The following is a 23,251-nucleotide window of genomic DNA, read 5'->3' as shown; positions in this document are numbered from 1 at the left end:
CTTGTCCAAGCGCAAACGGTTCGTCTGCTTGCTGGCCGGTGTGCTGGCGCTCATCACCGGCGTCGGCAACGGCGTGGCTTCGGCCGCGCCGGCGGCCGAAAACGTGATGACGGTGACTTCGGCCAACTACGCCGAGGTCATGGACATCTCGCGGCAGAAACTGGTCATCATGGACTTCGGCGCGACCTGGTGCCCGCCGTGCCGCCAGATGAAGCCGGTGATCGAACGGCTCGCCGGTGAATACGGCGGCCGGTTCCTGCTGGGCGAGGTCGACGTCGACCAGAGCCGGGACCTGTCCACCCGGTACAACATCCGCTACCTCCCGACGCTGGTCGGTGTCCGGAACGCCGCCGAGCTGCCGTCTTCGCGGAACATCGGCTACCCGGGCGAAGCGCGGCTGCGCGCCTGGATCGACGCTCAGCTCGCCAAGGGCTGACCGAGGACGTCGGAGAGAAACGCTTCGACGGCACCTAGATAGGTTTCCGGCGCTTCGTCGTGCACCACGTGCCCGGCGCCTTGGACGACGACATGCCGTCCGAGGCCGCCGGGCACGCGTGCGGCCAGCCCGGCCTGCTGGCCGGGGGGCATCGCGGTCCGTTCGCCTTCGATCGCGAGCAGCGGGCATTGCACGCGTTCGACGAACTCCCAGAAGTCGCGCCTGCCCCATTCGGCCGCGATCTCGTACAGGTCGGGGAGAGACGCGATCAGGTGGTAGCCGTCTTCGCGTTCCTCGACGCATTCGATGAAGTAGTCGCCGGTGTCACCGAAGAACTCGCGCACGTGGGCCAGTGAGCGGAACGGGACCGGCCACGATTCGAAGTACCCGCGCCAGGTGTCCACGGTCCGGCCGCGCTGGTCCGGCGCGAAGTCCTCGCAGACCACGGCGCGGACGAGACCGGGATGGGTGGCCGCGGTGACCCAGGCGTGCAGGCCGCCCATGGAATGTCCGATCAGGACCGCGGGCTCGTCGAAGGCCCGCAGCACCGCGGCGACGTCGTCGGCGAACCGTTCGGTGCGCCAAGGCCCGCCGCGCGGTCCGCGGCCGTGACCTCGCGCGTCGAGGCCGTGGACACGCCCGTACGGCTGGAGCCTCCGCGCGACCCGCCACCACGTCGTCGCCCTGCCCATCAGCCCGTGCAGAAGGACGATCGGCGGCCCGTCACCGCCGAAAGTGATCAACCCGTCGCGCTGGATCACCACTAAGCTCCCCTCCATGCGCAGCCGTGTCCCCGCCGCCGGTCTGGTCATGGGGGCCGTCTGCGCCCTGATTATCGGATGCACCGCCGATCCCGCTCCGGCCGCGCCCCCACCGCCGCCGCCGATGAACCCGGCTCCCGGCGCTTCGGGCGCGGGCGACCCGTACTACCCGATGGACGGGAACGGCGGCTATGACGCGACCGAATACCAGGTCGGGATCACGTACGACCCCGTGAAAGGGCGTCTCGACGGCGACACCACGGTGATCGCGAAAGCGACCCAGGACCTCGATCGGTACAACCTGGACTTACGCGGCTTGACCGTGCACTCCGTCGAAGTGGACGGGAAACCGGCGAAGTTCGCGCGCGAGGGCGAATTCGAGCTGGTGGTGACGCCCGCCGAGCCGATCCGGAACGGGACCGAATTCCGCACGAAGGTCCTCTACGGCGGCGACCCGTCGGCGACACCCAAGGCGGGCGGCAGCGAGAACGGCTGGCAGAAGTCGAAGGACGGCGGCGCGTTCATCGTCGGCGAGCCGCATTCGGCGTCGTTCTGGTATCCCGTCAACGAGACCCCGCGCGACAAGGCGATGTTCACCCTCGCCGCCCGCGTGCCGGACGGCTGGACGGTCATCTCGAACGGGCGCGAGATCCAGAAGACCACGGCGAACGGCTGGACCACGACGTCCTGGCAGGAGCGCACGCCCGTGGCGTCGTATCTGACCACGGTGGCGATCGACAAGTTCACCGTCGACCGGATGGCGCTCCCGGACGGGACCCCGGTGGTCAACGCGTACGCGCCGGGCGCCGAGGACCGGCGCGACGCCGGCAGGCGGCTGCCGGAGATCATCGGCTTCCTGAGCTCGAAGTTCGGGCCGTACCCGGTGGACGCGGCGGGCGGTATCTATCTCGACGAGGACATCCATTTCTCGCTGGAGACCCAGACCAGGCCGACCTACGCGAAATGGGCCGGCCTGATCACCGTGGTGCACGAAACCGCGCACCAGTGGTTCGGCGATTCGGTGACGCTGAAATCGTGGTCCGACATCTGCCTCAACGAATGTCTCGCGTCGTACGCGCAATGGCTGTGGCAGGAGTCGCGGGACCACGAGAACCTGGACGACCGCTACCGCGCCGCCCTCGAGATCATGCGCGGCAGCCAGGATTTCTGGACACCGAAACTGGTCGACATGGGGGCGGGGAAGGAGTTCCACGGCGTCTACGACAAGGGGATCCTGGCCATCCACGCGCTGCGGCGGAAGATCGGTGAAACGGCGTTCTCGCGGCTGCTGAAGGAATGGCCGGCGGCGTACCGGAACGCCAACGCCTCCTGGGCGGATTTCGAGGCGTTCACGATCAAGCTCGCGGCGCAGGACCTGCGGCCGTTCTTCGACGCGTGGTTCCACGGCACGGCGATCCCGCCGGACGGCGAACTGCTGCCGGGCACGCTGCGAGGCTGACGCCCGCATTTAGTCCTCTTAATGCGGGCGACTCCCCATGCCCCGGCGCGTGGGCGCGTTGCGAAAGCCACTTTCGCAACGCTCAAGGTTGCGAAAGTGGCTTTCGCAACCCTTCCCGGCGGACCGAGGCCGCGGCGCGTACCGGCCAGCGCCGAAAGCTCCCTTCGCCGCATCAGACCCGGCGAAAGGAGCCTTCAGCCCACCGCGACCGCCCCGTTTGCCAAACCCCTCACGCCCCGACCGCATTTAGTCCTCTGAATGCGGTCGGGGACGCTCGCATTCAGAGGACTGAATGCGGTCGGGCATCGGGGTAGTCCGGCAGGTCGATGCCGTTCACCACGTCCCGCATCTTCCGCGAAGCCAGCGCGGCGAACGGCTTCAGCCGCATCACCCGCATCATCAGGTAGCGCGTCCGCAGCGCGGTCCGCGACTTCGCGAAGATCGACTCGGCGTTCTCCCGCCCCATCTCCTGCGTCTTCTCGACGAATTCGCGCATGACGGCCTCGTAGCGCTTGAGCCCGGTGTCGAGACCGGCGGCGAGTTCCCCGGCGAGGACGTACGCGCCGACGAACGCCAGGCTCGTGCCCTGCCCGGACAGCGGCGAGGGGCAGAAAGCCGCGTCACCCAGCAGCCCGACGCGACCGCGCGACCAGGACTCCATGACCACCTGGGCGCACGAGTCGAAGTAGAAGTCGGGGGCCTCGTCCATCCGGTCCAGCAGCCAGGGCGCCTCCCACTCCATCCCGGCCGCGAACTCGCGCACCAGCGCCTTCTGCGCCTCGACGTCGCGATAGTCGTAGTCCACCTTCTCCGCGGCGAACCCGAAGTAGGCCATCGCCTCGTCGCCGTCGCGGACGGCGCGGATCCCGGCGGACCGGCCGACGTCGTCGTAGCCGACGGCCCAGTTCCGCAGGCCCATCCGGTTCGGCACGGTGAAGAACGCCAGGTACGAGCCCAGATGCCGGACGAACCGGGACTCCCGCCGAAGGCCAGCGCCCGCACCCCCGAATGCAGCCCGTCCGCCCCGATGACCAGGTCGTACGTCCGCCGCGCACCGCCGGCGAAGGTGACGTCGACACCGTCGGCCCGTTCGTCCAGCGCCGTGATCCGGTCGCCGAAGACGTACTCCGTCGTGTCTTTGGTCGCTTCGTAGAGGACGTCGGTCAGGTCGCCGCGCAGGATTTCGATCTCGGCGACGACGCCGTCACCGTCGAAGTCGTCGGCGCGGATCGTGGCCTTCGTGCGGTTCTTCCGGTCGACGAGCGTCTCGCCCTTCGTGTCCGTGCAGGCGGCGCGGATACGTTCGTCCAGGCCCATCCGCCGCGCGACCTCCTTGGCCGTTCCGCGCAGGTCGACGGCCTGGCCGCCGGGGCGCAGCGAAGGCGCGCGCTCCACGACGGTCACCCGGAAGCCGTACCGGGCGAGCCAGAAGGCCAGCGCCGGCCCGGCGACGCTCGCCCCGGAAATGAGGATCTTGGTGTCAGCCACCCTTGGGAAGGTCCCACGCATCACATCGCGGCGCAAAAGAGTTTCGTCGTAGGCTGGCGGCATGGCTGTCGTGAAGATCAACGCGATCGAGGTCCCCGAAGGCGCAGGCCCCGAGCTGGAGAAGCGGTTCGCCGCGCGGCTGCACGCCGTCGACAATCAGCCCGGCTTCCTCGGCTTCGAGCTGCTCCGCCCGGTCTCCGGCGAGACGCGCTACTTCGTCTACACCAAGTGGGAGTCCGAAGAGGCGTACCAGGCGTGGGCGTCCGGCCCGGCGCGTGAGGCGCACGCGGGCGAGCGCGCGAAGCCGGTTTCCACCGGTGCGAACCTGCTGGAATTCGAGGTCGTCCAGGCTTCGAAGCCGGGTGAGTGAGCTCGAACGAGCCGCGGAACTGATCGACGGCGCCGGCGCGCTGCTCGTCTGTGCCGGCGCCGGGATGGGCGTCGACTCCGGCCTGCCCGATTTCCGGGGGGACGAAGGTTTCTGGAAGGCGTATCCGCCGTACGAGCGGCTGGGCATCAGCTTCGTCGAGCTCGCCGACCCGCGGCATTTCGCCGAAGACCCCGGGCTGGCTTGGGGTTTCTACGGGCACCGGCTCGCGCTGTACCGCGCCACCGTCCCGCACGACGGCTTCGGGCTCCTGCTGTCCTGGGGAGCGCGCAAACCGGGCGGCACGCGCGCGTTCACGTCCAATGTGGACGGACAGTTCCAGAAGGCGGGCTACCCGGGGGTCGCCGAGGCGCACGGGTCCATCCACCATCTGCAGTGCCTCGACAGGTGCACCAAGGAGATCTGGCCAGCGGACGACGTCGCGGTCCCGATCGACGAAGACAGCATGCGCGCGCTCGAGCCGCTGCCGTCCTGCCCGCGCTGCGGTGGCCTCGCCCGGCCCAACATCCTGATGTTCGGCGACTACGACTGGCTCGGGCAGCGCAGTCAAGCCCAGCTCGACGAGCTGAACGCGTGGCGCCGCGAGCATCGCGACCTCGTGGTGGTGGAGCTCGGCGCCGGGCAGGCCGTGCCGACGGTGCGGCGGTACTCGGAGCTGGCCAGCGCCGCGACCGGCGCCCTGGTCCGGATCAACCCGCGCGAGCCACAGGTCCGGCACGGCCGCGGTGTTTCTCTGGCGGCCAACGGCCTCGAAACCCTCAAGGCACTGGACGCCCTGCTCGGCTCGTGAGTGGTAAGGACGGTTAGAACCGTCCTTACCACTCACGAGACGCGACGTCGTCTCAGGGCAGGACGATTTCCGCGTAGACCGCGTCGTGGTCGCTGCCGGGCGTCTCCAGCACCTTGAAGTCCGCGATGGCCGTCCGCTTGTCCGCGAGCACGTGGTCGATCGCCACCGGCGGCACCAGCCCGTTCGTCCAGGTCCCCTCCAGCGCCTTCCCCAGCTGATCGGCCGCGTCCACGTAACCCCTGGTCAGCAGCTCGCGGAAAAGCGCGTGGTCGAGGCTCGCGTTGAAGTCCCCCGCCAGGATCCGGATGTCGTGCTCGGCGTCGGCGTACGGCAGGTCCTTCGCCTCGTCGACCCACACGTGCCGGTCCCACATCGGCGCCGCCGGGTGGACCGCGACGACCTCGATCCGGACGCCGTCGCCGAGGTCCACGCTCGCGCTGGGCTGCTTGTAGTCCGAATCGCCGCTCAGCTTCAGCGGCGTCAGCGGATACCTCGACACCAGCCCGGAGCCCGACGCCCACGCGGCCGGGTGCAGCACGTGGTAGGGCAGGACCTGGAACAACCCGGCCCGTTCGAGGCCGGTGATCGCGCCGGGCGTCATCTCGGTCAGGCTCAGGACGTCGACCCGGTGCTCCTTCACGTAGCCGACGATCCGGTCCGGATCCGCCTGCCCGCCCAGCATGTTCGACGCCAGCACGCGCACGTGCTTCCCGTCGAGCGCCTTCTGCTCGTTCGCGAACGCCCGTGGCAGCACCAGAGACGCGATCGTGCAGGTCAGCACCAGCGCGACGGCCGCCGTCCACCAGCGACGGAGCCCCAGCGCGAGGACACCCAGCACCAGCGTCGCGATCCCGGCGTAGGGCGTGAGCGCGAGCGCCGCGATCGTGTACGTGTTGCCGTCGTAGCCCACCAGCCGCAACGCCGTCAGCACCGCGAACGGCACGACCGCCCCGATGAGCAGCCCGCTGACCAGCTTCCGCCCGGCGCCGTGGCGCGCCACGCGTTCTTCGATCACCATGCCGTCGAGTATGCCGATCAAGCGCGTGGTGGCGGCCGTCTCCACAACACCTCCACAACCTCCTCACACCGCGTCTACCAGCGCTTATCAGGTCCTGTCAGCCGCTGCCAGCGCGCTGTGCGCGGTCTGCCAGGCCGGGGGTGCACCTTGGTCAGCGGGGCGAGATCCACAGGAGGAAACGATGAGTCACGCGATCAGGGCCGAGGGCCTGGTCAAACACTATGGGGAGACGAAGGCGCTCGACGGGGTCGATCTGGAGGTCCCGGCGGGCAAGGTGGTCGGGGTGCTGGGGCCGAACGGCGCGGGGAAGACGACCGCCGTCCGGATCCTGGCCACCTTGATCCGGCCGGACCGCGGCCACGCGAGCGTCTTCGGCTACGACGTCGTCAAGAACCCGATGGCGGTCCGGAGCATGATCGGGCTGACCGGGCAGTACGCGTCGGTCGACGAGGACCTTTCCGGTACGGAGAACCTCGTCCTGATCGGCAGGCTCCTGGAGTTCTCGAGGGCGGACGCGAAGAAGCGCGCGGCCGATCTGCTGGAGCGGTTCGAACTGACCGACGCCGCCGGCCGCGCGATCAAGACCTACTCGGGCGGGATGCGGCGGCGGCTCGACCTCGCCGCGAGCCTGGTCGGCCGCCCCAAGGTGCTGTACCTGGACGAGCCGACCACCGGGCTCGACCCGCACGCCCGCAACGAGGTCTGGGCCGTGGTCCGCACGCTGGTCGCGGACGGCACGACGGTGCTGCTCACCACGCAGTACCTGGAGGAGGCCGACCAGCTGGCCGACACGATCACCGTGTTCGACCACGGGCACGTCGTGGCGAACGGGCGGGCCGACGAGCTCAAGCGGCGGACCGGCGGCCAGACGCTGCAGGTCCGGCCGTCCGCGCTCGCCGACCTCGACGCCGTCGAGCGCATCCTGGCCGGGCTCACCGGGGCCCGGCCGCACCGGGACGACGACACCGGGCTGCTCACCGCGCCCGTCGCCGACCCGGTCCTGCTGTCCACTTTGGTCCGCAAGCTGGACGAGGCCGGGATCACCGCGGACGAGCTGGCGCTGCGGCTGCCCAGCCTCGACGAGGTGTTCCTCGCGCTGACCGGCAAGAAGACCGACGAGTCCACAAAGGACGTCACTCCGGAAGGGAGCCTGGTATGACGACCATCGCGATGCCCGCACCACCACGGCACGTTTCACCGTCGAGCGGCGTGCGGCACGGGCTTTCCCTTGCCTGGCGCGGCATCTTGAAAATCCGCAAGAATCCGGAGCAGCTGGCCGACGTCACCATCGCGCCGATCATCTTCCTGGTCATGTTCGTCTACCTGTTCGGTGGCGCGATCATGGGCAGCACCGAGGGCTACCTCCAGATGATCGTGCCCGGCATCATGGTGTTCAACATCCTGCAGGCCAGCATGACCGTCGGCGTCCAGCTGAACACCGACGTCACCAAGGGCGTGTTCGACCGGTTCCGCGCGATGCCGATCGCCAGGTCCGCGCCGCTGATCGGCGCCGTACTGGCCGATATCGTGCGGTACCTGGTGTGCCTGGTCGTGCTGATGGTCGTCGCGACGATCATGGGTTATCGCGTCCAGACCGGTCCGGCCGAGTTCGCGCTCGCGATCGTGCTCGTCATCGCGTTCGCGCTGTCGTTCTGCTGGGCCTCGGTCTTCGTCGGGATGCTGGTGAAGAGCCCCGGTGCGGTACAGGGCCTGATGTTCGTGGTGCTGATGCCGCTGACCTTCGGCAGCAACGTCTTCGTCCCGACCGGCACCATGCCCGGCTGGCTGAAGGCGTGGGCCGACATCAGCCCGGTGACGCAGATGTCCGACGTCCTGCGCGGGCTGATGAACGGCGGACCGGTCGCCGGTCCGCTGACCGGGGCGCTGATCTGGATGGCGGCCGCGATCGCGGTCTTCTTCCCGCTCGCCACTTGGGCTTACCGGAAGCGCGTCTGACGGGGGTCAGGGGGAACGCGCGTGAAGGGCTCCTCGCCTCTGCCGGGCGAGGGGCCCTTCTTCACGGAGCCAATTCCCGCAGGATCCAGGACAGCAGCTCGGTGCGGGCGAGCCCGGCGTCCTGCACGAGCAGCTCTTCGTAGCGCTCCTCGCCGAAATGCTCGCGAAGATCGTCGATCAGCTGCCGGATACCGGGTTCACCGAGGTCCAGCCTGCCGCGCAGGAGTTTCGCCGCGCCGAGCAGCCGGACGGCGGTCTCGGGTCGTCCCTGCCGGAACCGGATCAGGCCGCCGACCTCGACGATCCGCCCGAGGTCGGCGATGTCGCCGCGCTCCGCGGTGGACTTCGCGACGGCCGCGGCCCCGCGTTCGGCCGCGGCCAGATCCCCGGCGGCCAGCCCGATCTCGGTGTCGATGTATCCGCCGAACTCCTCGCCGAACGTGCCCGGCGCCGCGACCGAGGTCATCTTCTCCCGGAATCGGATGGCGACCTCGCGCGCCTCGTCCACGCGTCCGGCGCGGCAGAGCAGATCGGCCTTGCCCACCAGCACCATCACCGCCAGCTGGGCGTTGCCCATTTCGCTCGCGTAGCGCTCGGCCTCGAACATCTCGCGCATCGCCGTGTCCAGATCGCCCGCCCGCGCGTACTCCGTCGCGAGCCTCCATCGCTGCTGGACCAGGTCGTCCTGCGACCCCAGTTCGATGGCGAGGGCGAGCCCCCGGCGGTACAGCGCGAGCGCGGCTTCGTGATCGCCGGACATCGAGATGTCGCTCGCCTTCATCCCCAGCGCCATCGCCGTGCCCCACCGGTCGCCCACGGCCAGAAATCCTTCGTAGGCCCGGTCCCTGGCCTGTTCGGCGCCGTCGGGGTCACCGTCGTCGACGAGGATGAAACTCTGTGCCCACGCCCCCGCCGACCTCGCCCACGGGTCCGCGCTCGACAACGCCCGCTCCACCTCACGGTGCGCGAGTGCCTTGTCCTGGCTGAAGAAGGCCAGCATCGGCAGGCCGATGGCCAGCCCGGCGAACCGCGTGTACGCGTCCGTCCGCACGCATTCGTCGATCAGGACCCGCACGGCTTCGCGGTCGCCGACGCCGGGCACCATCGTGGTGATCTCGCGCATCGCCTGGAAAGCGGCCGCGAAGTCCTCGTCCAGCCGGTCACCGAAAGCGAGCACTTCGGCGACGAAGGATTCGACCCGGTCGCTGTCGCCCTTGATCAGCCAGTACCAGAAGGTGCTGCCGAACAGATGCGTCGCCATGTCCACGTCGCCGGCGTCGATGGCCTGGCGGAGCGCGGTCACGATGTTGCCGTGCTCCGCGTCGTAGCGCGAGATGGCGATGAGCTGATCCGCCGTCCGCAGCATCGGCTCCAGCCGCTCGGCGAGCTGGGCGTAGTAGCGGTGATAGGCCTTCGTCAGCTGTTCTCGCTCTTCGGCCTCGTCGAGCCGTTCCGCCGCGTAGGCCCGGATGGTCTCCAGCATGCGGTAACGCGGCTCGCCGTGCTCCCCGGCGATCGCGTCCACAATGGACTTCTCGACGAGCGAGCCGAGGACGTACAGGATGTCCTCGGCGGGCAGGCCGTCGTCAGCGCAGACGCTTTCGACCGCTTCGACCTCGGCACCGGCCCCGAACACCGAAAGCCGCCTGGCGAGCACGCGTTCGGCGTCGTCGAGCAGGTCCCAGCTCCACTCGACGACGGCACGCAGCGTGCGCTGCCTCGGCAGCGCCGTCCGGCTGCCGGAGGTCAGCAGGCGGAACCGGTCGTCGAGGCGTTGCGAGATCTGCGCGACGGTCATCGACCGCAGCCGCGCCGCGGCCAGCTCCAGCGCCAGCGGCATCCCGTCCAGCCTGCGGCAGATCTGCGCGACATCGTCCACAGTGGACTCGTCGAGCCGGAAGTCCGGGCGCACGGCCACCGCCCGGTCGACGAACAGTCGGATCGCGCCCGCCTCGGCGGCCTGGGAAACGGTCGGCATGCCTTCCGGGACCGACAGCGGGCCGAGCGGGCACAGCGTCTCGCCGTCGATGGCCAGCGCCTCCCGGCTCGTCGCGAGGACGCGCAACGTCGGCACGCGCCGCAGCAGGGTGTTCGTCAGCTCCGCCGCCGCGTCGACCAGATGCTCGCAGTTGTCCAGCACCAGCACCGATTCACCGGCGCCGAGCGTCTCCACGACCCTGACCAGCGCGTCCGCCGGGCGGCGCATCGGATCGCCGGCGTGCGACAGGCCGAGATCCCACAGCTCCAGCGCCGCGAAGACCGCGCCGGACAGGTCGCCTGGATCGCGGACACCGGCGAGCGGCACGAACCAGACGCGTCCGCGCGCGTGCGCCGGATGCCGTGTCGCGACCTCCGTGGCCAGCCGCGTCTTCCCGGCGCCACCGGGCCCGACGAGCGTCACCAGCCGCGCGCCCGCGAGAAGCTCGGCGACCAGCTTCAACTCGTCGTCACGGCCGACGAAACTGGTGAGCCGGACCGGGAGATGATCGGCGGCCGCGGGCGGTGGGCCGAGCTCACCACGCAACGCGGCGAGATGGACCTCCCGGAGTTCGGCCGACGGGTCGACGCCGAGCTGATCGGCCAGCGCCGCCCGGACCTCCTCGTAGACGGCGAGGGCGTCGGACTGCCGGTCCGCCGCGCACAACGCCCGCATCCACAGTCCGGCGAGCCGTTCACGCAGCGGGTGCCGCGCCGCCGTCTCCTTGAGATCCGCGAGTACCCGGTCGTGCCCGCCCAGCCGGATCTCCGCCTCGAAACGGTCTTCGGTGGCTTCGAGGCGCAGGTCCTCCAGCCGGGTCGCCGGTGCCTGCGCGAAAGGGGCGTCGAGCACGTCGGACAGGGCTTGACCTCGCCAGAGGCCGAGCGCATCGGCGAGGATCGCGGCCGCTCCGGCGTCCCGGCCCGCTGCCAGTTCCGCTCGGCCCTCCGCGGCCAGGCGCTCGAAGCGGCAGACGTCGACGTCCTCGCGAGCGATGTCCAGGCGGTAACCACCCGGCCCGGAGTCGAGCGTGACGTCGTCGGCACGCAGCACCTTGCGCAACCGCGAGACCAGGGACTGCAGCGCGTTCGCCGCGTCGGCGGGCGGCTCCGCGCCCCAGAGACCGTCGACGAGGGCCGCGGCAGGGACGGCGCGGCCGGGATCCAGCGCGAGCCTGGCCAAGAGCATGCGGAGGCGGGCACCGCCGATGTCGACCGGGGTGCCGTCGCCGGCCTCCGCTCCGACCGGGCCCAGCAGCGTCACACGCACGACCCCCAGCTTTCCAGAAGCCGCAAACGCTTACCCCGGTCAGGCTGTGTTCATCGGAACGCGCTGTCAAACTCCGGACTCCGCTCAGGCGACGGAAGTGGGGATTATCCGGGCACGAAGGATCTTTCCGGGCGGACCGCCGAGGTCACGGCGCTACGTTCGTGACCGAGTCACAGCCGATCGACTGGGAGCGTGAATGAGGTACCGGAGTACGGCCGTCATCGCCGCCGTTCTGGCCGCGAGTGTCCTCGGCGGCGGGACCGCCCTCGCCGGCACCGGGAAACCCGGCGCCGACGGCGCGGGCGACAGCTACTACCCGCAGGACGGCAACGGCGGCTACGACGTCGCCGGCTACAACCTGAAGATCGGCTACGAGCCCGCCACCAGGCAGCTCACCGGCCTCCAGACGATCGACGGCCGGACCACCCAGGCGCTGAGCTCGTTCAACCTCGACCTGCGCGGGCTCACCGTCGACTCGGTCAAGGTGAACGGGCGGAAGGCGTCCTTCACCAGGACCGGCGACCACGAACTCGTGATCACCCCGGCCCGTTCGCTGCGGAACCACGAGCGGTTCACCACCGAGGTCGCATACCACGGCGTCCCGCAGCCGATCGAGGATCCGGCGCTGGGCGAGAACGGCTGGCAGTACGCGAAATCCGGCGGCGCGTTCGTCGCGGGCGAGCCGAAATCCGCGACCACCTGGTACCCGGTCAACGACACCCCGCGCGACAAGGCGACGTTCCACCTCGCCGTCACCGTGCCCTCGGAATGGGGCGTCATCTCGAACGGCCGCGAGCGCGGGAAGTTCGCTTCGGGGAAGAACACCACGTACGTCTGGGCCGAAGAGACCCCTGCCGTGCCGTACATGACGACGGTCGCGATCGACAAATGGGAGTTCGAGCGGACGAAGCTGTCCGACGGCACCCCGGTCGTCAACGCCTACGCCCCCGGCACCCCCGCGTCGACCAAACAGGCCGAGGCGCGGCTGCCGGAGATCATCGACTTCCTGGCGTCGAAGTTCGGGCGCTACCCGGTGGACGCGGCGGGCGGCATCTTCCTCGCCGAGCCGATCGGGTTCTCGCTGGAAACGCTGAGCAGGCCGATCTACTCGGGGGCGGCGGGCAACGTCGGAACGATCGTGCACGAGAACGCTCACCAGTGGTGGGGCGACTCGGTCGCCGTCGACAAGTGGAAGGACGTCTGTCTCAACGAATGCTTCGCCTCGTACGCGGAATGGCTGTGGTCGGAGGCCAAGTCGGGCCAGGATCTCAAGGCGCGTTACCTGACCGCCGTGCAGAAGGCGACGGACCGGTTCTGGGCCGGGAAGCTGTACGACATGGGGCCCGGCAACGAGTTCACCTACGTGTACTCGAAGGGCCCGGTGGCACTGCACGCGCTGAAGAACTACATCGGCGCGGCGCCGTTCGACCGCATCCTGAAGACGTGGCCCGCCATCCATCGCGACGGCAACGCGAGCCTGCCGGAGTTCCAGAAGTTCGCCGAACGCGTCGCGCACAAGGACCTGCGGGGCTTCTTCGACGCGTGGTTCTACGGCAACACCAAACCGGCGCCCGAGTACCTCTACCCGGGGGACCTCAAGCCGGTCGTGAGTGGCTAGGACGGTTAGAACCGTCCTAGCCACTCACGAGAACCAGCCGGACCGGCGTCACACGTTAGGGTGAGGGCATGACGTCAGTGCTCCTCACCGGTTTCGAACCGTTCGGCGGTGAGCGGGTGAACCCGTCGTGGCAGGCGGTTTCCCTGCTCACCGGCCGTCGGCACGACACCGTCGCCGTCGAATTGCCGTGCGTGTTCTCGCGTTCGCTGGTCACCTTGCGCGACGCGATCGACGAATACCGGCCGGAACTGGTGATCTGCGTCGGCCAGGCGGGCGGCCGCCCCGACGTCACCCCGGAACGGGTCGCGATCAACCTGATCGACGCCCGCATCCCGGACAACGCGGGCTCGCAGCCCGTCGACGTCCCGGTGATCCCCGGCGGGCCGAACGCGTACTTCACCACGCTGCCGGTGAAGGCGTGTGTCACGGGGATCAAGGACGCGGGGCTTCCGGCGTCGGTCTCCCACACCGCCGGGACGTACGTGTGCAACCAGGTCTTCTACGGGCTGATGCACTTGCTGGACAACGACTTTCCCGGGGTGCGCGGCGGTTTCGTGCACGTGCCGTACACGCCGGAGCAGGCCGCGCGGACGACCGCGCCGAGCCTGGCCGTGCACCGCGCCGCCGAAGCGCTGGAGATCATCGTGGAGACCTCGCTTTCGGTGACCGAGGATCTCTCGACACCGGCGGGCACCCTGCACTGATCAAGGCTTGAGCTGCGCGGTGAAGAACTCGACCATCTCCGCGGTCGTCCGCGCGGAGCCGTCGCTGCGGGTCGAGACGAGCATCGCGCTCAACGGCGCGTCCTCGGTCCCGAAGAGCACGATGCCCCTTCGCTGCCCCACGCCCGCCAAGTAGCGCCCCCGAAGACCGTCGGCCGCCCAGGTGCCCTCCGCGGGCTTGCCCTTGGTCATGCGCTGCCGGACGCCGTCCTCCAGGCCGGTCATCGCGACGCCCTGGTAGTAGTTGATCGCGTTCGACCCCTTGTCGTCCTTGAACACGCAGGTGACCGCGGACGCCGCGCCCACCGTGGCGGCCGCGTCCGGCGCGTCCCGGCACTCGTCCCGCTGCGGGATGACGGCGGCGATCCGGCGGAGACAGTCCGTGAACCCCTGCGCGTCCTTCGGCCCGGGCTGATCGCAGCTCACCGGTTTCGCCGGGGTGGGCGCGGCGACCGGCTCGTCTTCGCCGCCGCTGAGCAGGACGATCGTCGTCACGATCGCCGCGAGAGCGAGCACGATGACGCCGTAGGTCGTGGGCTTCTGCCAATTCCGCCCCGGCGGTGGTGGTGGCGGCGTCCAGCGCGGCGGCTGCGGACGGCGCGGCGGTTGTTGTTGCACAGGCTGCTGCCGCACCGGCGGCGCGACCGGCGCGAAGGCGGGCACGGTCAGCTGGGAGTCCTCGCCACCGGCGGGCACGTGATGCAGCCCGAACGCGACCGCCGTCTCCGGCTGGTCCTGCGTCGTCGGTGCGATCCTGAGCTGATTCGCCAGCAGACTCGCCAGCAACGGCATCCGGCTCGGCCCGCCGACGAGGTAGACGCCACCGAGGCGGTCCGGGGAAAGCCCGGCGCGGCGGATCGTGGTGGCCAGAAGCTCGGCGCTGCGCAGGAAACTCGGCCGGACGAGCGCCTCGAGCTCCATCCGCGTCACCCGCACGTCGCCGAACGGCTCCGGCATCGGGATCTCGGTCTGCTGGTGGCGGGACAGGCTTTCCTTGGCGTCACGGACGTCCTGCAGCAACGACCGGCGCGTCCGGCGGTCGCTGACCGACTGCGGACGCAGGATCCGTTGCCAGCGCGCGGGTTCGGAATGCGAAACCTCGCGGCCGATATGCACCAGGAGCGCCTGGTCGATGTCGAGACTGCCGAGGTCGGGCAGCCCGTCCTCGGCCAGCACGGCGAACCCCTGCGCGCTGACACCGACCACCGCGCAGTCGAAGGTGCCCGCCCCGAGGTCGTACACCGCGATCGGACCGGGCGGCCGGTGACCGTTGTTGAGCGAGGCGTAATGCGCGGCGGCGGCGACCGGCTCGGGAATGAGCATCGTCGTCCCGAAACCGGCCTTGAGGGCGGCGTCGCGGAGGATCTGCTTGCGATCCGGGCCCCAGCCTGCGGGATGCGAGATGCGCACCTGGGCGGGCGGACGCTGGAGTATGAGCTCGGCCTCTTCGCCGACCCGGCGCAGGACCGCGGCGAAGGCGTCGGCGATGGGGAGCGAGACGTCACCGAGCTGGAGCGCGCCCTCGTCGATGCGCCGCTTCGGATTCGCCTCGAACCGGCTCGGATCCAGCCGGGCCCGGCGTTCGGCGTCACGACCGACGAAAACCGTGCCGTCCTTGTCGGCGTAGATCGCGGACGACATCGTCACCGACCCGTCGATCTCGACGACCTGCGTCCCCCTGCCGTGGATCGACAGCACCCCCACCGTGCTGGAGGTACCGAAATCGATCGCCAGAACGTCCACCTGACCCCCTCCCGGACCCGAGGGCATCGTCTCACGCCCCCCGATCACGCGAGTTCCGCGTCCGATCACGCGAGTTCCGCGTCCGATCACGCGAGTTACGGCCCCAATAACGCGAGTTACGGCCCCGATCACGCGAGTCGTCCGTCTGATCACGCGTGTCGTCCGCCCAATCACGCGTGTCGTCCGTCTGATCACGCGAGTTCGCCATCCACGCACACAGGGCCCCTGTGCGGGAAAGGCGAACTCACGTGATTGAACGCGTAACTCGCGTGATTGGGAGGCGAACTCACGTGATCAGACGGACAACACGGCAGCGAACGCGAAAGTGCCCGCCGCGGCGAACCCGCGACGGGCACTTCCGGAACCGAAAGGGACTTACTCGCCCTCGGTTTCACCGTTCTCTTCGGTCGAGCCGGCACCGATGCTCACCGGCGGGGCGTCCGGGACCGACGAGGGCCGGGCTTCGCCACGGAAGACGAAGTGCGCCTTGTCGTCCTTCTCGCCCTCTTCGTCGTTCCAGCCTTCGACGTCGACCAGGATGATCTGGCCGGGCTGGACCTCGCCGAACAGGATCTTCTCCGACAGCTGGTCCTCGATCTCGCGCTGGATCGTGCGACGCAGCGGCCGCGCGCCCAGCACCGGGTCGAAGCCGCGCTTGGCGAGCAGCGACTTGGCCTTGGCCGTGAGCTCGAGCTCCATGTCCTTGGCCTTGAGCTGCGTCTCGACCCGGGCGATCATCAGATCGACCATCTGGATGATCTGGTCCTTGGTCAGCTGGTGGAAGACGATGATGTCGTCGATCCGGTTCAGGAACTCGGGCCGGAAATGCTTCTTCATTTCCTCGTTGACCTTTTGCTTCATCTTCTCGTACCGGTTGGCGGTGTCGCCGCCGGACGAGAACCCGAGCGAGACGGACTTCGAGATGTCCGAGGTACCCAGGTTCGAGGTGAAGATGAGCACGGTGTTCTTGAAGTCGACCGTACGACCCTGACCGTCGGTGAGACGGCCGTCTTCGAGGACCTGCAGGAGCGTGTTGTAGATCTCCTGGTGGGCCTTCTCGATCTCGTCGAACAGCACCACCGAGAACGGCTTGCGCCGGACCTTCTCGGTCAGCTGGCCGCCCTCTTCGTAGCCGACGTAGCCCGGAGGGGCACCGAAAAGCCGCGAAGCGGTGTAGCGGTCGTGGAACTCGCCCATGTCGATCTGGATGAGCGCGTCGTCCTCGCCGAACAGGAACGCCGCGAGCGCCTTGGACAGCTCGGTCTTACCGACACCGGACGGGCCGGCGAAGATGAACGAGCCGGAGGGGCGCTTCGGGTCCTTCAGGCCGGCGCGGGTGCGGCGGATCGCCTGGGAGACGGCCTTGACCGCGTCCTCCTGGCCGATGATCCGCTTGTGCAGCTCGTCCTCCATGCGGAGCAGACGCGTGGTCTCCTCCTCGGTGAGCTTGAACACCGGGATACCGGTCCAGTTGGCGAGGACCTCGGCGATCTGCTCCTCGTCGACCTCGGCGACGACGTCGAGGTCGCCGTCCTTCCACTGCTTCTCCCGCTCGCCCTTCTGGCCGAGGAGGGTCTTCTCCTCGTCACGGAGGCGGGCGGCGCGCTCGAAGTCCTGCGCGTCTATCGCGGACTCCTTGTCCCTGCGCACGTCGGCGATCTTCTCGTCGAACTCGCGCAGGTCCGGCGGCGCGGTCATGCGGCGGATGCGCATCCGGGCGCCGGCCTCGTCGATCAGGTCGATCGCCTTGTCCGGGAGGAAGCGGTCGTTGATGTAGCGGTCCGCGAGGGTCGCCGCCTGCACCAGCGCGCCGTCGGTGATCGAGACGCGGTGGTGCGCCTCGTACCGGTCACGGAGACCCTTGAGGATCTCGATCGTGTGCTCGAGCGACGGCTCGCCGACCTGGATCGGCTGGAAGCGGCGCTCCAGCGCGGCGTCCTTCTCGATGTACTTGCGGTACTCCTCGAGCGTGGTCGCACCGATCGTCTGCAGCTCACCACGGGCCAGCATCGGCTTCAGGATCGACGCGGCGTCGATCGCGCCCTCGGCGGCACCCGCGCCGACGAGCGTGTGCAGCTCGTCGATGAACAGGATGATGTCGCCGCGGGTCTTGATCTCCTTGAGCACCTTCTTGAGACGCTCTTCGAAGTCACCGCGGTACCGGGAACCGGCGACCAGGGAGCCGAGGTCGAGGGTGTAGAGCTGCTTGTCCTTCAGCGTCTCGGGCACCTCGCCCTTGACGATGTTCTGCGCGAGCCCCTCGACGACGGCGGTCTTGCCGACGCCGGGCTCACCGATCAGGACCGGGTTGTTCTTGGTGCGCCGCGACAGCACCTGCATGACCCGCTCGATCTCTTTGCCCCGGCCGATGACCGGGTCGAGCTTGCCTTCGCGGGCCTGGACGGTCAGGTTGCGGCCGAACTGGTCGAGCACCAGCGACGACGATGGGGTGCCTTCACCGCGTCCGGAGCCCGTCTCGGTCGACTCCTTGCCACCCTGGTAGCCCGACAGCAGCTGCAGGACCTGCTGACGCACCCGGTTGAGGTCCGCGCCGAGCTTGACGAGCACCTGTGCGGCGACGCCTTCTCCCTCGCGGATCAGCCCGAGCAGGATGTGCTCGGTGCCGATGTAGTTGTGGCCGAGCTGCAGCGCTTCGCGCAGGGACAGCTCAAGCACCTTCTTGGCCCGCGGGGTGAAGGGGATGTGCCCGCTCGGGGCCTGCTGCCCCTGGCCGATGATCTCCTCGACCTGCTGGCGGACGCCCTCCAGCGCGATGCCCAGCGATTCCAGCGCCTTGGCGGCGACACCTTCACCCTCGTGGATCAGACCCAGGAGGATGTGCTCGGTGCCGATGTAGTTGTGGTTGAGCATCCTGGCTTCTTCTTGGGCCAGGACGACCACCCGCCTCGCGCGGTCGGTGAACCTCTCAAACATGTGCACTCCCTCGACTGCTGCGACGGCGGCCCGTTTCCATCGTGCTTTCACCGCGATGGATTCAGCACCGTGAGACCACTCTAGTAGCCATGCGGTCGCGCTGGCGTACCACTACGGCTGATTGCGGCCCGTTCGCGCCCCGGCCGTTCTCCGGCCGTGCGCTCTTTCATCTTCCGGTTGCCCTGCACCTTTACGTCAAGCCCAACGTGCGAAGGCGCCCTCGGATTCCGCCGGACGAGGGTTGTCCGCTGAGCGCGAACACGGGTCTGCCCAGTGGATGGACACCCGTCCGGAGTAGTCACGGACCGTATGTAAGGTAAGGCGTACCTAATGACGGGAGGCCGGTGTGTCACGACACTACGCTCTCGCGTCCCCGCCGGACGGGCTCCGGGCATCCCTCTCCAGGATGCCGGAGGACGCCGGGCTCCGCGGAGACGTGCCGGACGGAGAGCCGGGCTGGGTCCGCTGCGGCGACCTGCTCGGCGAGCCGGCCCGGCTCGTGCGGTGGAGGGAGCGCCTCACCGCCTGGCTGACCGAGACGTACCCGGAGGCGGCCAAGATCCCCGAGCGGACCCCGGCGAGCTGGATCCTGTCCTGGTACCTGCACGTCCCGGCCCTCGCCGGCGCGATGCTGCTCCATCACGCACGACGTGTCCCGTCGCTGGCGCCGTCCGCGCTGGCGTTCCGGATCGGCGCCGACCGGCCCCATCCCGACTCCGTCGCCGTCCTCGACCCGGACCTCCGCGGTTTCCACTGTCTCCCGACCGACCCGGGCTCGGCGCATCCGAGGGCCGTCGTCGTCCCGGACGAGCGGGCGCTGGCGACGGTGCTGCGGGGCAGGTTCGTCGCCCACGCGAGCCGGTTCATCGACGTCTACGGGCCGCTGACGAGGCTCGGACGACGGCAGTTGTGGGCGGCCGCCACGGACGCGCTCGACAACGCGCTGTGGTCGGCGGGGCGGATGGGCGGGACACCGGAGTCCGAAGGCGCCGGCGTCGCGGACGCCGCCCTGGTCCTCGAAGCCCGGTTCCCGCCGCTGACATCGCCGTCGAAGCTGACGCTGGCCACGGGAGCCGACGGACGCCGCGAATGGACGCGAAACCGCGAAGGCTGCTGTTACAACTATCTGTTGCCCGCGGAATCGGAATGCGGCGGCTGCCCGAGAGTTCGTTAAGGCGTCCAGCCGGGATTGCGCCCCGTCGCGCCCAGGGCGCGCTCGAACGTCGTCGCGTCGTCCGCGACGGCCACTTCTTCGCCGTACACCTTCATGGCGCGCGCCTGATCGCCGATCTCCAGCGCGATGGCGTACACGGCGTCGGCGACTTCGGGGAGGACGGAGAACTCCGCGCCGGTCGCCCTGGCGAGGTCCCAGCCGTGGAAGACGAACTCGTCCAGCACCATGTATCCCGCCATCGACGCGGGCATCGGGTTGCCGCCGAAGGTGGTCTGCCCCTGCCACGCCTCCGGCGCCCCGAAGACGTCCACGAGCCGCGCGGTCTGCTTCTCGATGCCGTCGAGCCATCCGTCGCCGACGAGGTCCGCCTCGGCCTCGCCGGAGGACACCTCGGGCGGCGCCGCCTTGCGTCCGGCGGCTTCGAGCCAGGGGCCCCAGTAGAGAAGGTGGTTCAGCAACGCGCGGACGTCGTATTCGGCGCACGGGGTGCGTGCGGAGAGGTCGGCTTCGCCGATCCCGCGGAGGATTCCGGTGAATTCCGCGGCGGCGGGGGCGATCAGGGCAGCGTGTTCGGACATGAGGGCATGAGTTCACGGAACCCGGCGCGCTGTCTTGAAGAAACGCGACAGGGTTAGGTTGATCCGGTGAGCGGGCACCGGATCCCGGCGGGGATCGTCAACGCGCGGGAGGCGAAGTTCAGCCTCGTCCGGCATCCGCCCGCGCCGGAGCTGCGCCCGTTCGTCGACCATCACTGGGTGCTGCGCTGGGAGCTGAGCGGCCGTCCACCCCAGGAACAGGTGGTCCTGCCCAATCTCGCGGTGAACGTCACGTTCTTCCGCGACGCGGCGGGCGCGTTCGGCCCCGGGAAACGGCCTTTCCGCTACACCGTCGCGGGCACGGACCACGGTATCGGCGTGCGATTCCGGCCGGGGGCTTTCCGGGCATTCCTCACCGGTCCGGTCTCGATGATCTCCGGCGGTTCCGTTCCGCTCACCGATCTCTTCCCCGGCGCCGGGCCAGTGACGGAATCGGTACGGAATGCGACGGACGACTTCGAAATGGTCCGCCGCTGCGAGGAACTGCTCCTCGGAGGAGATCCGGTGCTGACCGCCGCGGCCAGGACGGCCGTCGAAGCGGTGGAAACAATCGCGGCCGATCCGGCCATTACCAGAGTCGGCGAGCTGTCAAGCCGGACGGGCCTGTCTCACCGAAGCCTGCAACGCCTGTTCGCCGAACATGTCGGCACCGCCCCCAAATGGGCGATTCAGGTATACCGCTTGAACGAAGCGGCGGCACGGATCGCCGCCGAGGAACGGCCGGACTACGCGGAACTGGCGACGGTGCTGGGCTATAGCGACCAAGCGCACTTCATCCGGGATTTCCGCTCCGTGACCGGATGGGCGCCCACCGAGTACGCCCGCTTGAACCGTGTACAAGAACAAGAAAGCCGCCGGGAACGGATTCCCGGCGGCCGTCAGGTCTGAAAGACCTCAGTTCTTCTTGTGGTAGGCCTCCACGACCTCGGACGGGATACGTCCACGGTCGGAAACCTGGAAGCCGTTCTTGCGGGCCCAGGCGCGAATGGCCTGGTTCTGCTCGCGGTCCACGGTCGCGGGACGGGCGGCGGCCTTCACGCCGGCGACCGGACGAATGGCGGTGCGCTTACGGCCACCCGCGCGACGGGCGTGCTCCACATACTGGGCCAGCGCGTCACGAAGCTCTTCCGCGTTTTCCGCGGAAAGGTCGATCTGGTAGCTCACACCGTCCAAACCGAACTCGACGGTCTCTTCCGCCTCAGTGCCGTCGAGGTCGTCGACGAGCGAGACGAGCACCTTCTGTGCCATCTGTTTCCTCCTGCTGGGGACTTACACGAATGATCTGGTACGGGGCATGCCCCGGACAGAAGACTTTGTCTAGCGACATTAATACCCGCTACCGAGACATAACGCAAATCTTGTTTACGAGAACGATCGAGGTATCTCTGTCACGCGGACGGGTTATTCCGGCCGGACGAGCGGGAACAGGATGGTCTCCCGGATACCAAGGCCGGTCAGCGCCATCAGCAACCGGTCGATCCCCATTCCGACACCCCCGCTCGGCGGCATTCCGTACTCCAGCGCACGGAGGAAATCCTCATCCAGGTTCATGGCCTCACTATCGCCCTGCGCGCCCAGCCGGGCCTGTTCCACCAGCCGCTGCCGCTCCACGACGGGATCGACCAGCTCGGAGTATCCGGTGGCCAGTTCGAATCCGCGCACGTACAGATCCCACTTCTCGGCGATCCCCGGCTTGCTGCGATGTTGCCTGGTCAGCGGGGATGTCTCGACCGGAAAATCACGGACAAAAGTAGGTTCGTGGAGATGATCGCCGACGAGGTGTTCCCAAAGTTCTTCGACGAGTTTGCCGTGGCCTAACTTTGGGTCGAGCTCCAGCTCTCGCGCTTCGGCATAGGAACGCAGCTTGTCCGCCGATGTCTCGGGAGTGACCTCTTCCGACAACGCCTCGGACAACGACTCGTACATTCCGAGTGTGGTCCACTCGCCGGACAGGTCGTACTCCGAACCGTCGGCCAGAGTGACCACCTGAGTACCGAGAACGTTCTGCGCCGCCTCCTGGACGAGCTGACGCGTCATCACCGCGTTGGAGTCATAGGTCGCATACGCTTCGTAGTACTCGAGCATGGCGAACTCGGGCGAGTGCGACGAGTCGCTGCCCTCGTTCCGGAAGTTCCGGTTGATCTCGAAGACCTTCTCGATACCGCCGACCACACAACGCTTGAGGTACAGCTCCGGCGCGATCCTCAAGTAGAGGTCGAGGTCGAAGGCATTCGAATGCGTGACGAATGGGCGGGCCGCCGCGCCGCCGTGCAGCGTTTGGAGCATCGGGGTCTCGACCTCGAGGAATCCCCGGCCGTGAAACGAGTCACGCAGGGAACGCAGCACACCGGCACGGGTGCGGACCACGTCCCGCGCCTTGGGACGCACGATCAGATCGACATAACGCTGCCGGATCCGCGTTTCCTCGGCGAGATCTTTGTGCGCCACGGGCAACGGGCGCAATGCTTTCGACGTGATCCGCCATGAGGTGGCCATCACGGAAAGCTCACCGCGCTTCGAGGTGATGACCTCGCCGGAGACGAATACGTGATCACCGAGATCGACATCCGACTTCCACGCCGCGAGCGCGTCTTCGCCCACCTTCGCGAGGCTGAGCATCGCCTGCAACTCGGTGCCGTCGCCTTCGCGGAGACTCGCGAAACACAGTTTGCCGGTATTGCGCATGTACATGACCCGGCCGGTGATACCGACGATGTCGCCGGTGGCGGTGTCGGCAGGAAGGCCGGAATGCTTCGCGCGCACTTCGGCCAGCGAGTGCGTCCGGGGCACCTCGACCGGATACGGATCGATACCCTCCGCGATTATCCGGTCGCGCTTGTCCCGGCGCACCCGCATCTGTTCCGGCAGGTCTTCGTCGGGGCTCACGCCCTCAGATGCGGGGATTTCAGTCATGGCGCACA

At 68.7% G+C, this 23,251-nt stretch carries 18 protein-coding genes and 1 pseudogene; 10 read left to right on the top strand and 9 right to left on the bottom strand.

Annotated features, from left to right (window positions below; translation table 11 throughout):
• The first annotated feature begins 1 nt into the window (after position 1).
• Positions 2–436 carry a thioredoxin family protein gene (locus ACZ3HL_RS06285; RefSeq protein ID WP_465410521.1) on the top strand — a complete coding sequence of 145 codons (435 nt, stop codon included), beginning with the start codon at positions 2–4 and terminating at the stop codon, positions 434–436.
• Here ACZ3HL_RS06285 and ACZ3HL_RS06280 read toward each other — a convergent pair.
• Positions 418–1,215, bottom strand: a complete 798-nt coding sequence (locus tag ACZ3HL_RS06280; protein WP_465529211.1) for an alpha/beta fold hydrolase — start codon at positions 1,213–1,215, stop codon at positions 418–420. The genes ACZ3HL_RS06285 and ACZ3HL_RS06280 overlap by 19 nt on opposite strands.
• On the opposite strand from ACZ3HL_RS06280, the gene ACZ3HL_RS06275 reads away from it, so the two are divergent.
• Positions 1,214–2,656, top strand: a complete 1,443-nt coding sequence (locus ACZ3HL_RS06275) for a M1 family metallopeptidase (RefSeq protein WP_465529209.1) — start codon at positions 1,214–1,216, stop codon at positions 2,654–2,656. The two genes, ACZ3HL_RS06280 and ACZ3HL_RS06275, sit on opposite strands and share 2 nt — an antisense overlap.
• Before the next feature lie 280 nt (positions 2,657–2,936).
• Here ACZ3HL_RS06275 and ACZ3HL_RS06270 read toward each other — a convergent pair.
• Positions 2,937–4,165, bottom strand: a pseudogene (locus ACZ3HL_RS06270) (FAD-dependent monooxygenase).
• A 40-nt stretch (positions 4,166–4,205) separates the two neighbouring features.
• On the opposite strand from ACZ3HL_RS06270, the gene ACZ3HL_RS06265 reads away from it, so the two are divergent.
• Together ACZ3HL_RS06265 and ACZ3HL_RS06260 are read left to right on the top strand one after the other, a co-directional pair.
• The gene (locus tag ACZ3HL_RS06265) at positions 4,206–4,514 is read left to right on the top strand and encodes an antibiotic biosynthesis monooxygenase family protein (RefSeq protein ID WP_192743939.1); all 309 of its coding nucleotides are present in this window, start codon (positions 4,206–4,208) and stop codon (positions 4,512–4,514) included.
• Positions 4,507–5,322: an SIR2 family NAD-dependent protein deacylase gene (locus ACZ3HL_RS06260; RefSeq protein WP_465529207.1), complete on the top strand. Its 816-nt coding sequence runs from the start codon at positions 4,507–4,509 to the stop codon at positions 5,320–5,322. Before ACZ3HL_RS06265 ends, ACZ3HL_RS06260 begins: the two co-directional genes overlap by 8 nt.
• A gap of 52 nt (positions 5,323–5,374) precedes the next feature.
• Here ACZ3HL_RS06260 and ACZ3HL_RS06255 read toward each other — a convergent pair whose 3' ends face one another.
• Entirely contained in the window at positions 5,375–6,385 is a 1,011-nt protein-coding gene (locus ACZ3HL_RS06255; protein ID WP_465529205.1) for an endonuclease/exonuclease/phosphatase family protein, read from the bottom strand.
• A 136-nt stretch (positions 6,386–6,521) separates the two neighbouring features.
• Between ACZ3HL_RS06255 and ACZ3HL_RS06250 the strand changes: the two genes are divergently transcribed.
• Together ACZ3HL_RS06250 and ACZ3HL_RS06245 are read left to right on the top strand one after the other, a co-directional pair.
• A complete protein-coding gene (locus ACZ3HL_RS06250) occupies positions 6,522–7,499 on the top strand; it encodes an ATP-binding cassette domain-containing protein (RefSeq protein WP_465410515.1) in 978 nt (325 codons plus the stop codon).
• Positions 7,496–8,296 carry an ABC transporter permease gene (locus ACZ3HL_RS06245; RefSeq protein ID WP_465410513.1) on the top strand — a complete coding sequence of 267 codons (801 nt, stop codon included), beginning with the start codon at positions 7,496–7,498 and terminating at the stop codon, positions 8,294–8,296. The genes ACZ3HL_RS06250 and ACZ3HL_RS06245 overlap by 4 nt, the downstream gene beginning before the upstream one ends.
• Positions 8,297–8,357: 61 nt before the next feature.
• Here ACZ3HL_RS06245 and ACZ3HL_RS06240 read toward each other — a convergent pair whose 3' ends face one another.
• On the bottom strand, positions 8,358–11,543 hold the full coding sequence (locus ACZ3HL_RS06240) for a BTAD domain-containing putative transcriptional regulator (protein ID WP_465529203.1): 3,186 nt from the start codon (positions 11,541–11,543) through the stop codon (positions 8,358–8,360).
• 196 nt (positions 11,544–11,739) lie between these two features.
• On the opposite strand from ACZ3HL_RS06240, the gene ACZ3HL_RS06235 reads away from it, so the two are divergent.
• Positions 11,740–13,161: a M1 family metallopeptidase gene (locus ACZ3HL_RS06235; RefSeq protein ID WP_465529201.1), complete on the top strand. Its 1,422-nt coding sequence runs from the start codon at positions 11,740–11,742 to the stop codon at positions 13,159–13,161.
• A 68-nt stretch (positions 13,162–13,229) separates the two neighbouring features.
• Positions 13,230–13,865, top strand: a complete 636-nt coding sequence (gene pcp, locus ACZ3HL_RS06230; protein WP_340685372.1) for a pyroglutamyl-peptidase I — start codon at positions 13,230–13,232, stop codon at positions 13,863–13,865.
• Here the strand turns inward: pcp and ACZ3HL_RS06225 are convergent, their stop codons facing one another.
• Positions 13,866–15,626 (bottom strand): Hsp70 family protein, encoded by a 1,761-nt coding sequence (locus ACZ3HL_RS06225; RefSeq protein WP_465529198.1) that lies wholly within the window; start codon positions 15,624–15,626, stop codon positions 13,866–13,868.
• A gap of 375 nt (positions 15,627–16,001) precedes the next feature.
• On the bottom strand, positions 16,002–18,560 hold the full coding sequence (locus ACZ3HL_RS06220; protein WP_465410506.1) for an ATP-dependent Clp protease ATP-binding subunit: 2,559 nt from the start codon (positions 18,558–18,560) through the stop codon (positions 16,002–16,004).
• 406 nt (positions 18,561–18,966) lie between these two features.
• Between ACZ3HL_RS06220 and ACZ3HL_RS06215 the strand changes: the two genes are divergently transcribed.
• On the top strand, positions 18,967–19,734 hold the full coding sequence (locus tag ACZ3HL_RS06215; protein ID WP_465529993.1) for a (2Fe-2S)-binding protein: 768 nt from the start codon (positions 18,967–18,969) through the stop codon (positions 19,732–19,734).
• Here ACZ3HL_RS06215 and ACZ3HL_RS06210 read toward each other — a convergent pair.
• Entirely contained in the window at positions 19,731–20,312 is a 582-nt protein-coding gene (locus ACZ3HL_RS06210; protein ID WP_465529196.1) for a TIGR03086 family metal-binding protein, read from the bottom strand. The two genes, ACZ3HL_RS06215 and ACZ3HL_RS06210, sit on opposite strands and share 4 nt — an antisense overlap.
• Before the next feature lie 66 nt (positions 20,313–20,378).
• Between ACZ3HL_RS06210 and ACZ3HL_RS06205 the strand changes: the two genes are divergently transcribed.
• Positions 20,379–21,218 carry an AraC family transcriptional regulator gene (locus tag ACZ3HL_RS06205; protein ID WP_465529194.1) on the top strand — a complete coding sequence of 280 codons (840 nt, stop codon included), beginning with the start codon at positions 20,379–20,381 and terminating at the stop codon, positions 21,216–21,218.
• Between the two features lie 6 nt (positions 21,219–21,224).
• Here the strand turns inward: ACZ3HL_RS06205 and ACZ3HL_RS06200 are convergent, their stop codons facing one another.
• Together ACZ3HL_RS06200 and lysS are read right to left on the bottom strand one after the other, a co-directional pair.
• Positions 21,225–21,578, bottom strand: coding sequence for a histone-like nucleoid-structuring protein Lsr2 (locus tag ACZ3HL_RS06200; RefSeq protein WP_005165380.1), 354 nt, complete (start codon positions 21,576–21,578; stop codon positions 21,225–21,227).
• Positions 21,579–21,731: 153 nt separating this feature from the next.
• Positions 21,732–23,243, bottom strand: a complete 1,512-nt coding sequence (lysS, locus tag ACZ3HL_RS06195; RefSeq protein ID WP_465410503.1) for a lysine--tRNA ligase — start codon at positions 23,241–23,243, stop codon at positions 21,732–21,734.
• Positions 23,244–23,251: the final 8 nt, after the last annotated feature.

The organism is Amycolatopsis sp. NPDC000009, assembly GCF_055563465.1.
The sequence above is the reverse complement of the archived record's forward strand: the minus strand, read 5'-3'. Positions and strand labels throughout refer to the sequence as shown.

What these genes read in the sequence shown, in the direction of transcription:
- ACZ3HL_RS06275 (WP_465529209.1), top strand. Translation starts at nt 1,214, where the DNA reads ATGCGCAGCCGTGTCCCCGCCGCCGGTCTGGTCATGGGGGCCGTCTGC.
- ACZ3HL_RS06280 (WP_465529211.1), bottom strand. Translation starts at nt 1,215, where the DNA reads ATGGAGGGGAGCTTAGTGGTGATCCAGCGCGACGGGTTGATCACTTTC.
- ACZ3HL_RS06265 (WP_192743939.1), top strand. Translation starts at nt 4,206, where the DNA reads ATGGCTGTCGTGAAGATCAACGCGATCGAGGTCCCCGAAGGCGCAGGC.
- ACZ3HL_RS06250 (WP_465410515.1), top strand. Translation starts at nt 6,522, where the DNA reads ATGAGTCACGCGATCAGGGCCGAGGGCCTGGTCAAACACTATGGGGAG.
- ACZ3HL_RS06245 (WP_465410513.1), top strand. Translation starts at nt 7,496, where the DNA reads ATGACGACCATCGCGATGCCCGCACCACCACGGCACGTTTCACCGTCG.
- ACZ3HL_RS06235 (WP_465529201.1), top strand. Translation starts at nt 11,740, where the DNA reads ATGAGGTACCGGAGTACGGCCGTCATCGCCGCCGTTCTGGCCGCGAGT.
- pcp (WP_340685372.1), top strand. Translation starts at nt 13,230, where the DNA reads ATGACGTCAGTGCTCCTCACCGGTTTCGAACCGTTCGGCGGTGAGCGG.
- ACZ3HL_RS06220 (WP_465410506.1), bottom strand. Translation starts at nt 18,560, where the DNA reads ATGTTTGAGAGGTTCACCGACCGCGCGAGGCGGGTGGTCGTCCTGGCC.
- ACZ3HL_RS06215 (WP_465529993.1), top strand. Translation starts at nt 18,967, where the DNA reads ATGCCGGAGGACGCCGGGCTCCGCGGAGACGTGCCGGACGGAGAGCCG.
- ACZ3HL_RS06210 (WP_465529196.1), bottom strand. Translation starts at nt 20,312, where the DNA reads ATGTCCGAACACGCTGCCCTGATCGCCCCCGCCGCCGCGGAATTCACC.
- ACZ3HL_RS06200 (WP_005165380.1), bottom strand. Translation starts at nt 21,578, where the DNA reads ATGGCACAGAAGGTGCTCGTCTCGCTCGTCGACGACCTCGACGGCACT.
- lysS (WP_465410503.1), bottom strand. Translation starts at nt 23,243, where the DNA reads ATGACTGAAATCCCCGCATCTGAGGGCGTGAGCCCCGACGAAGACCTG.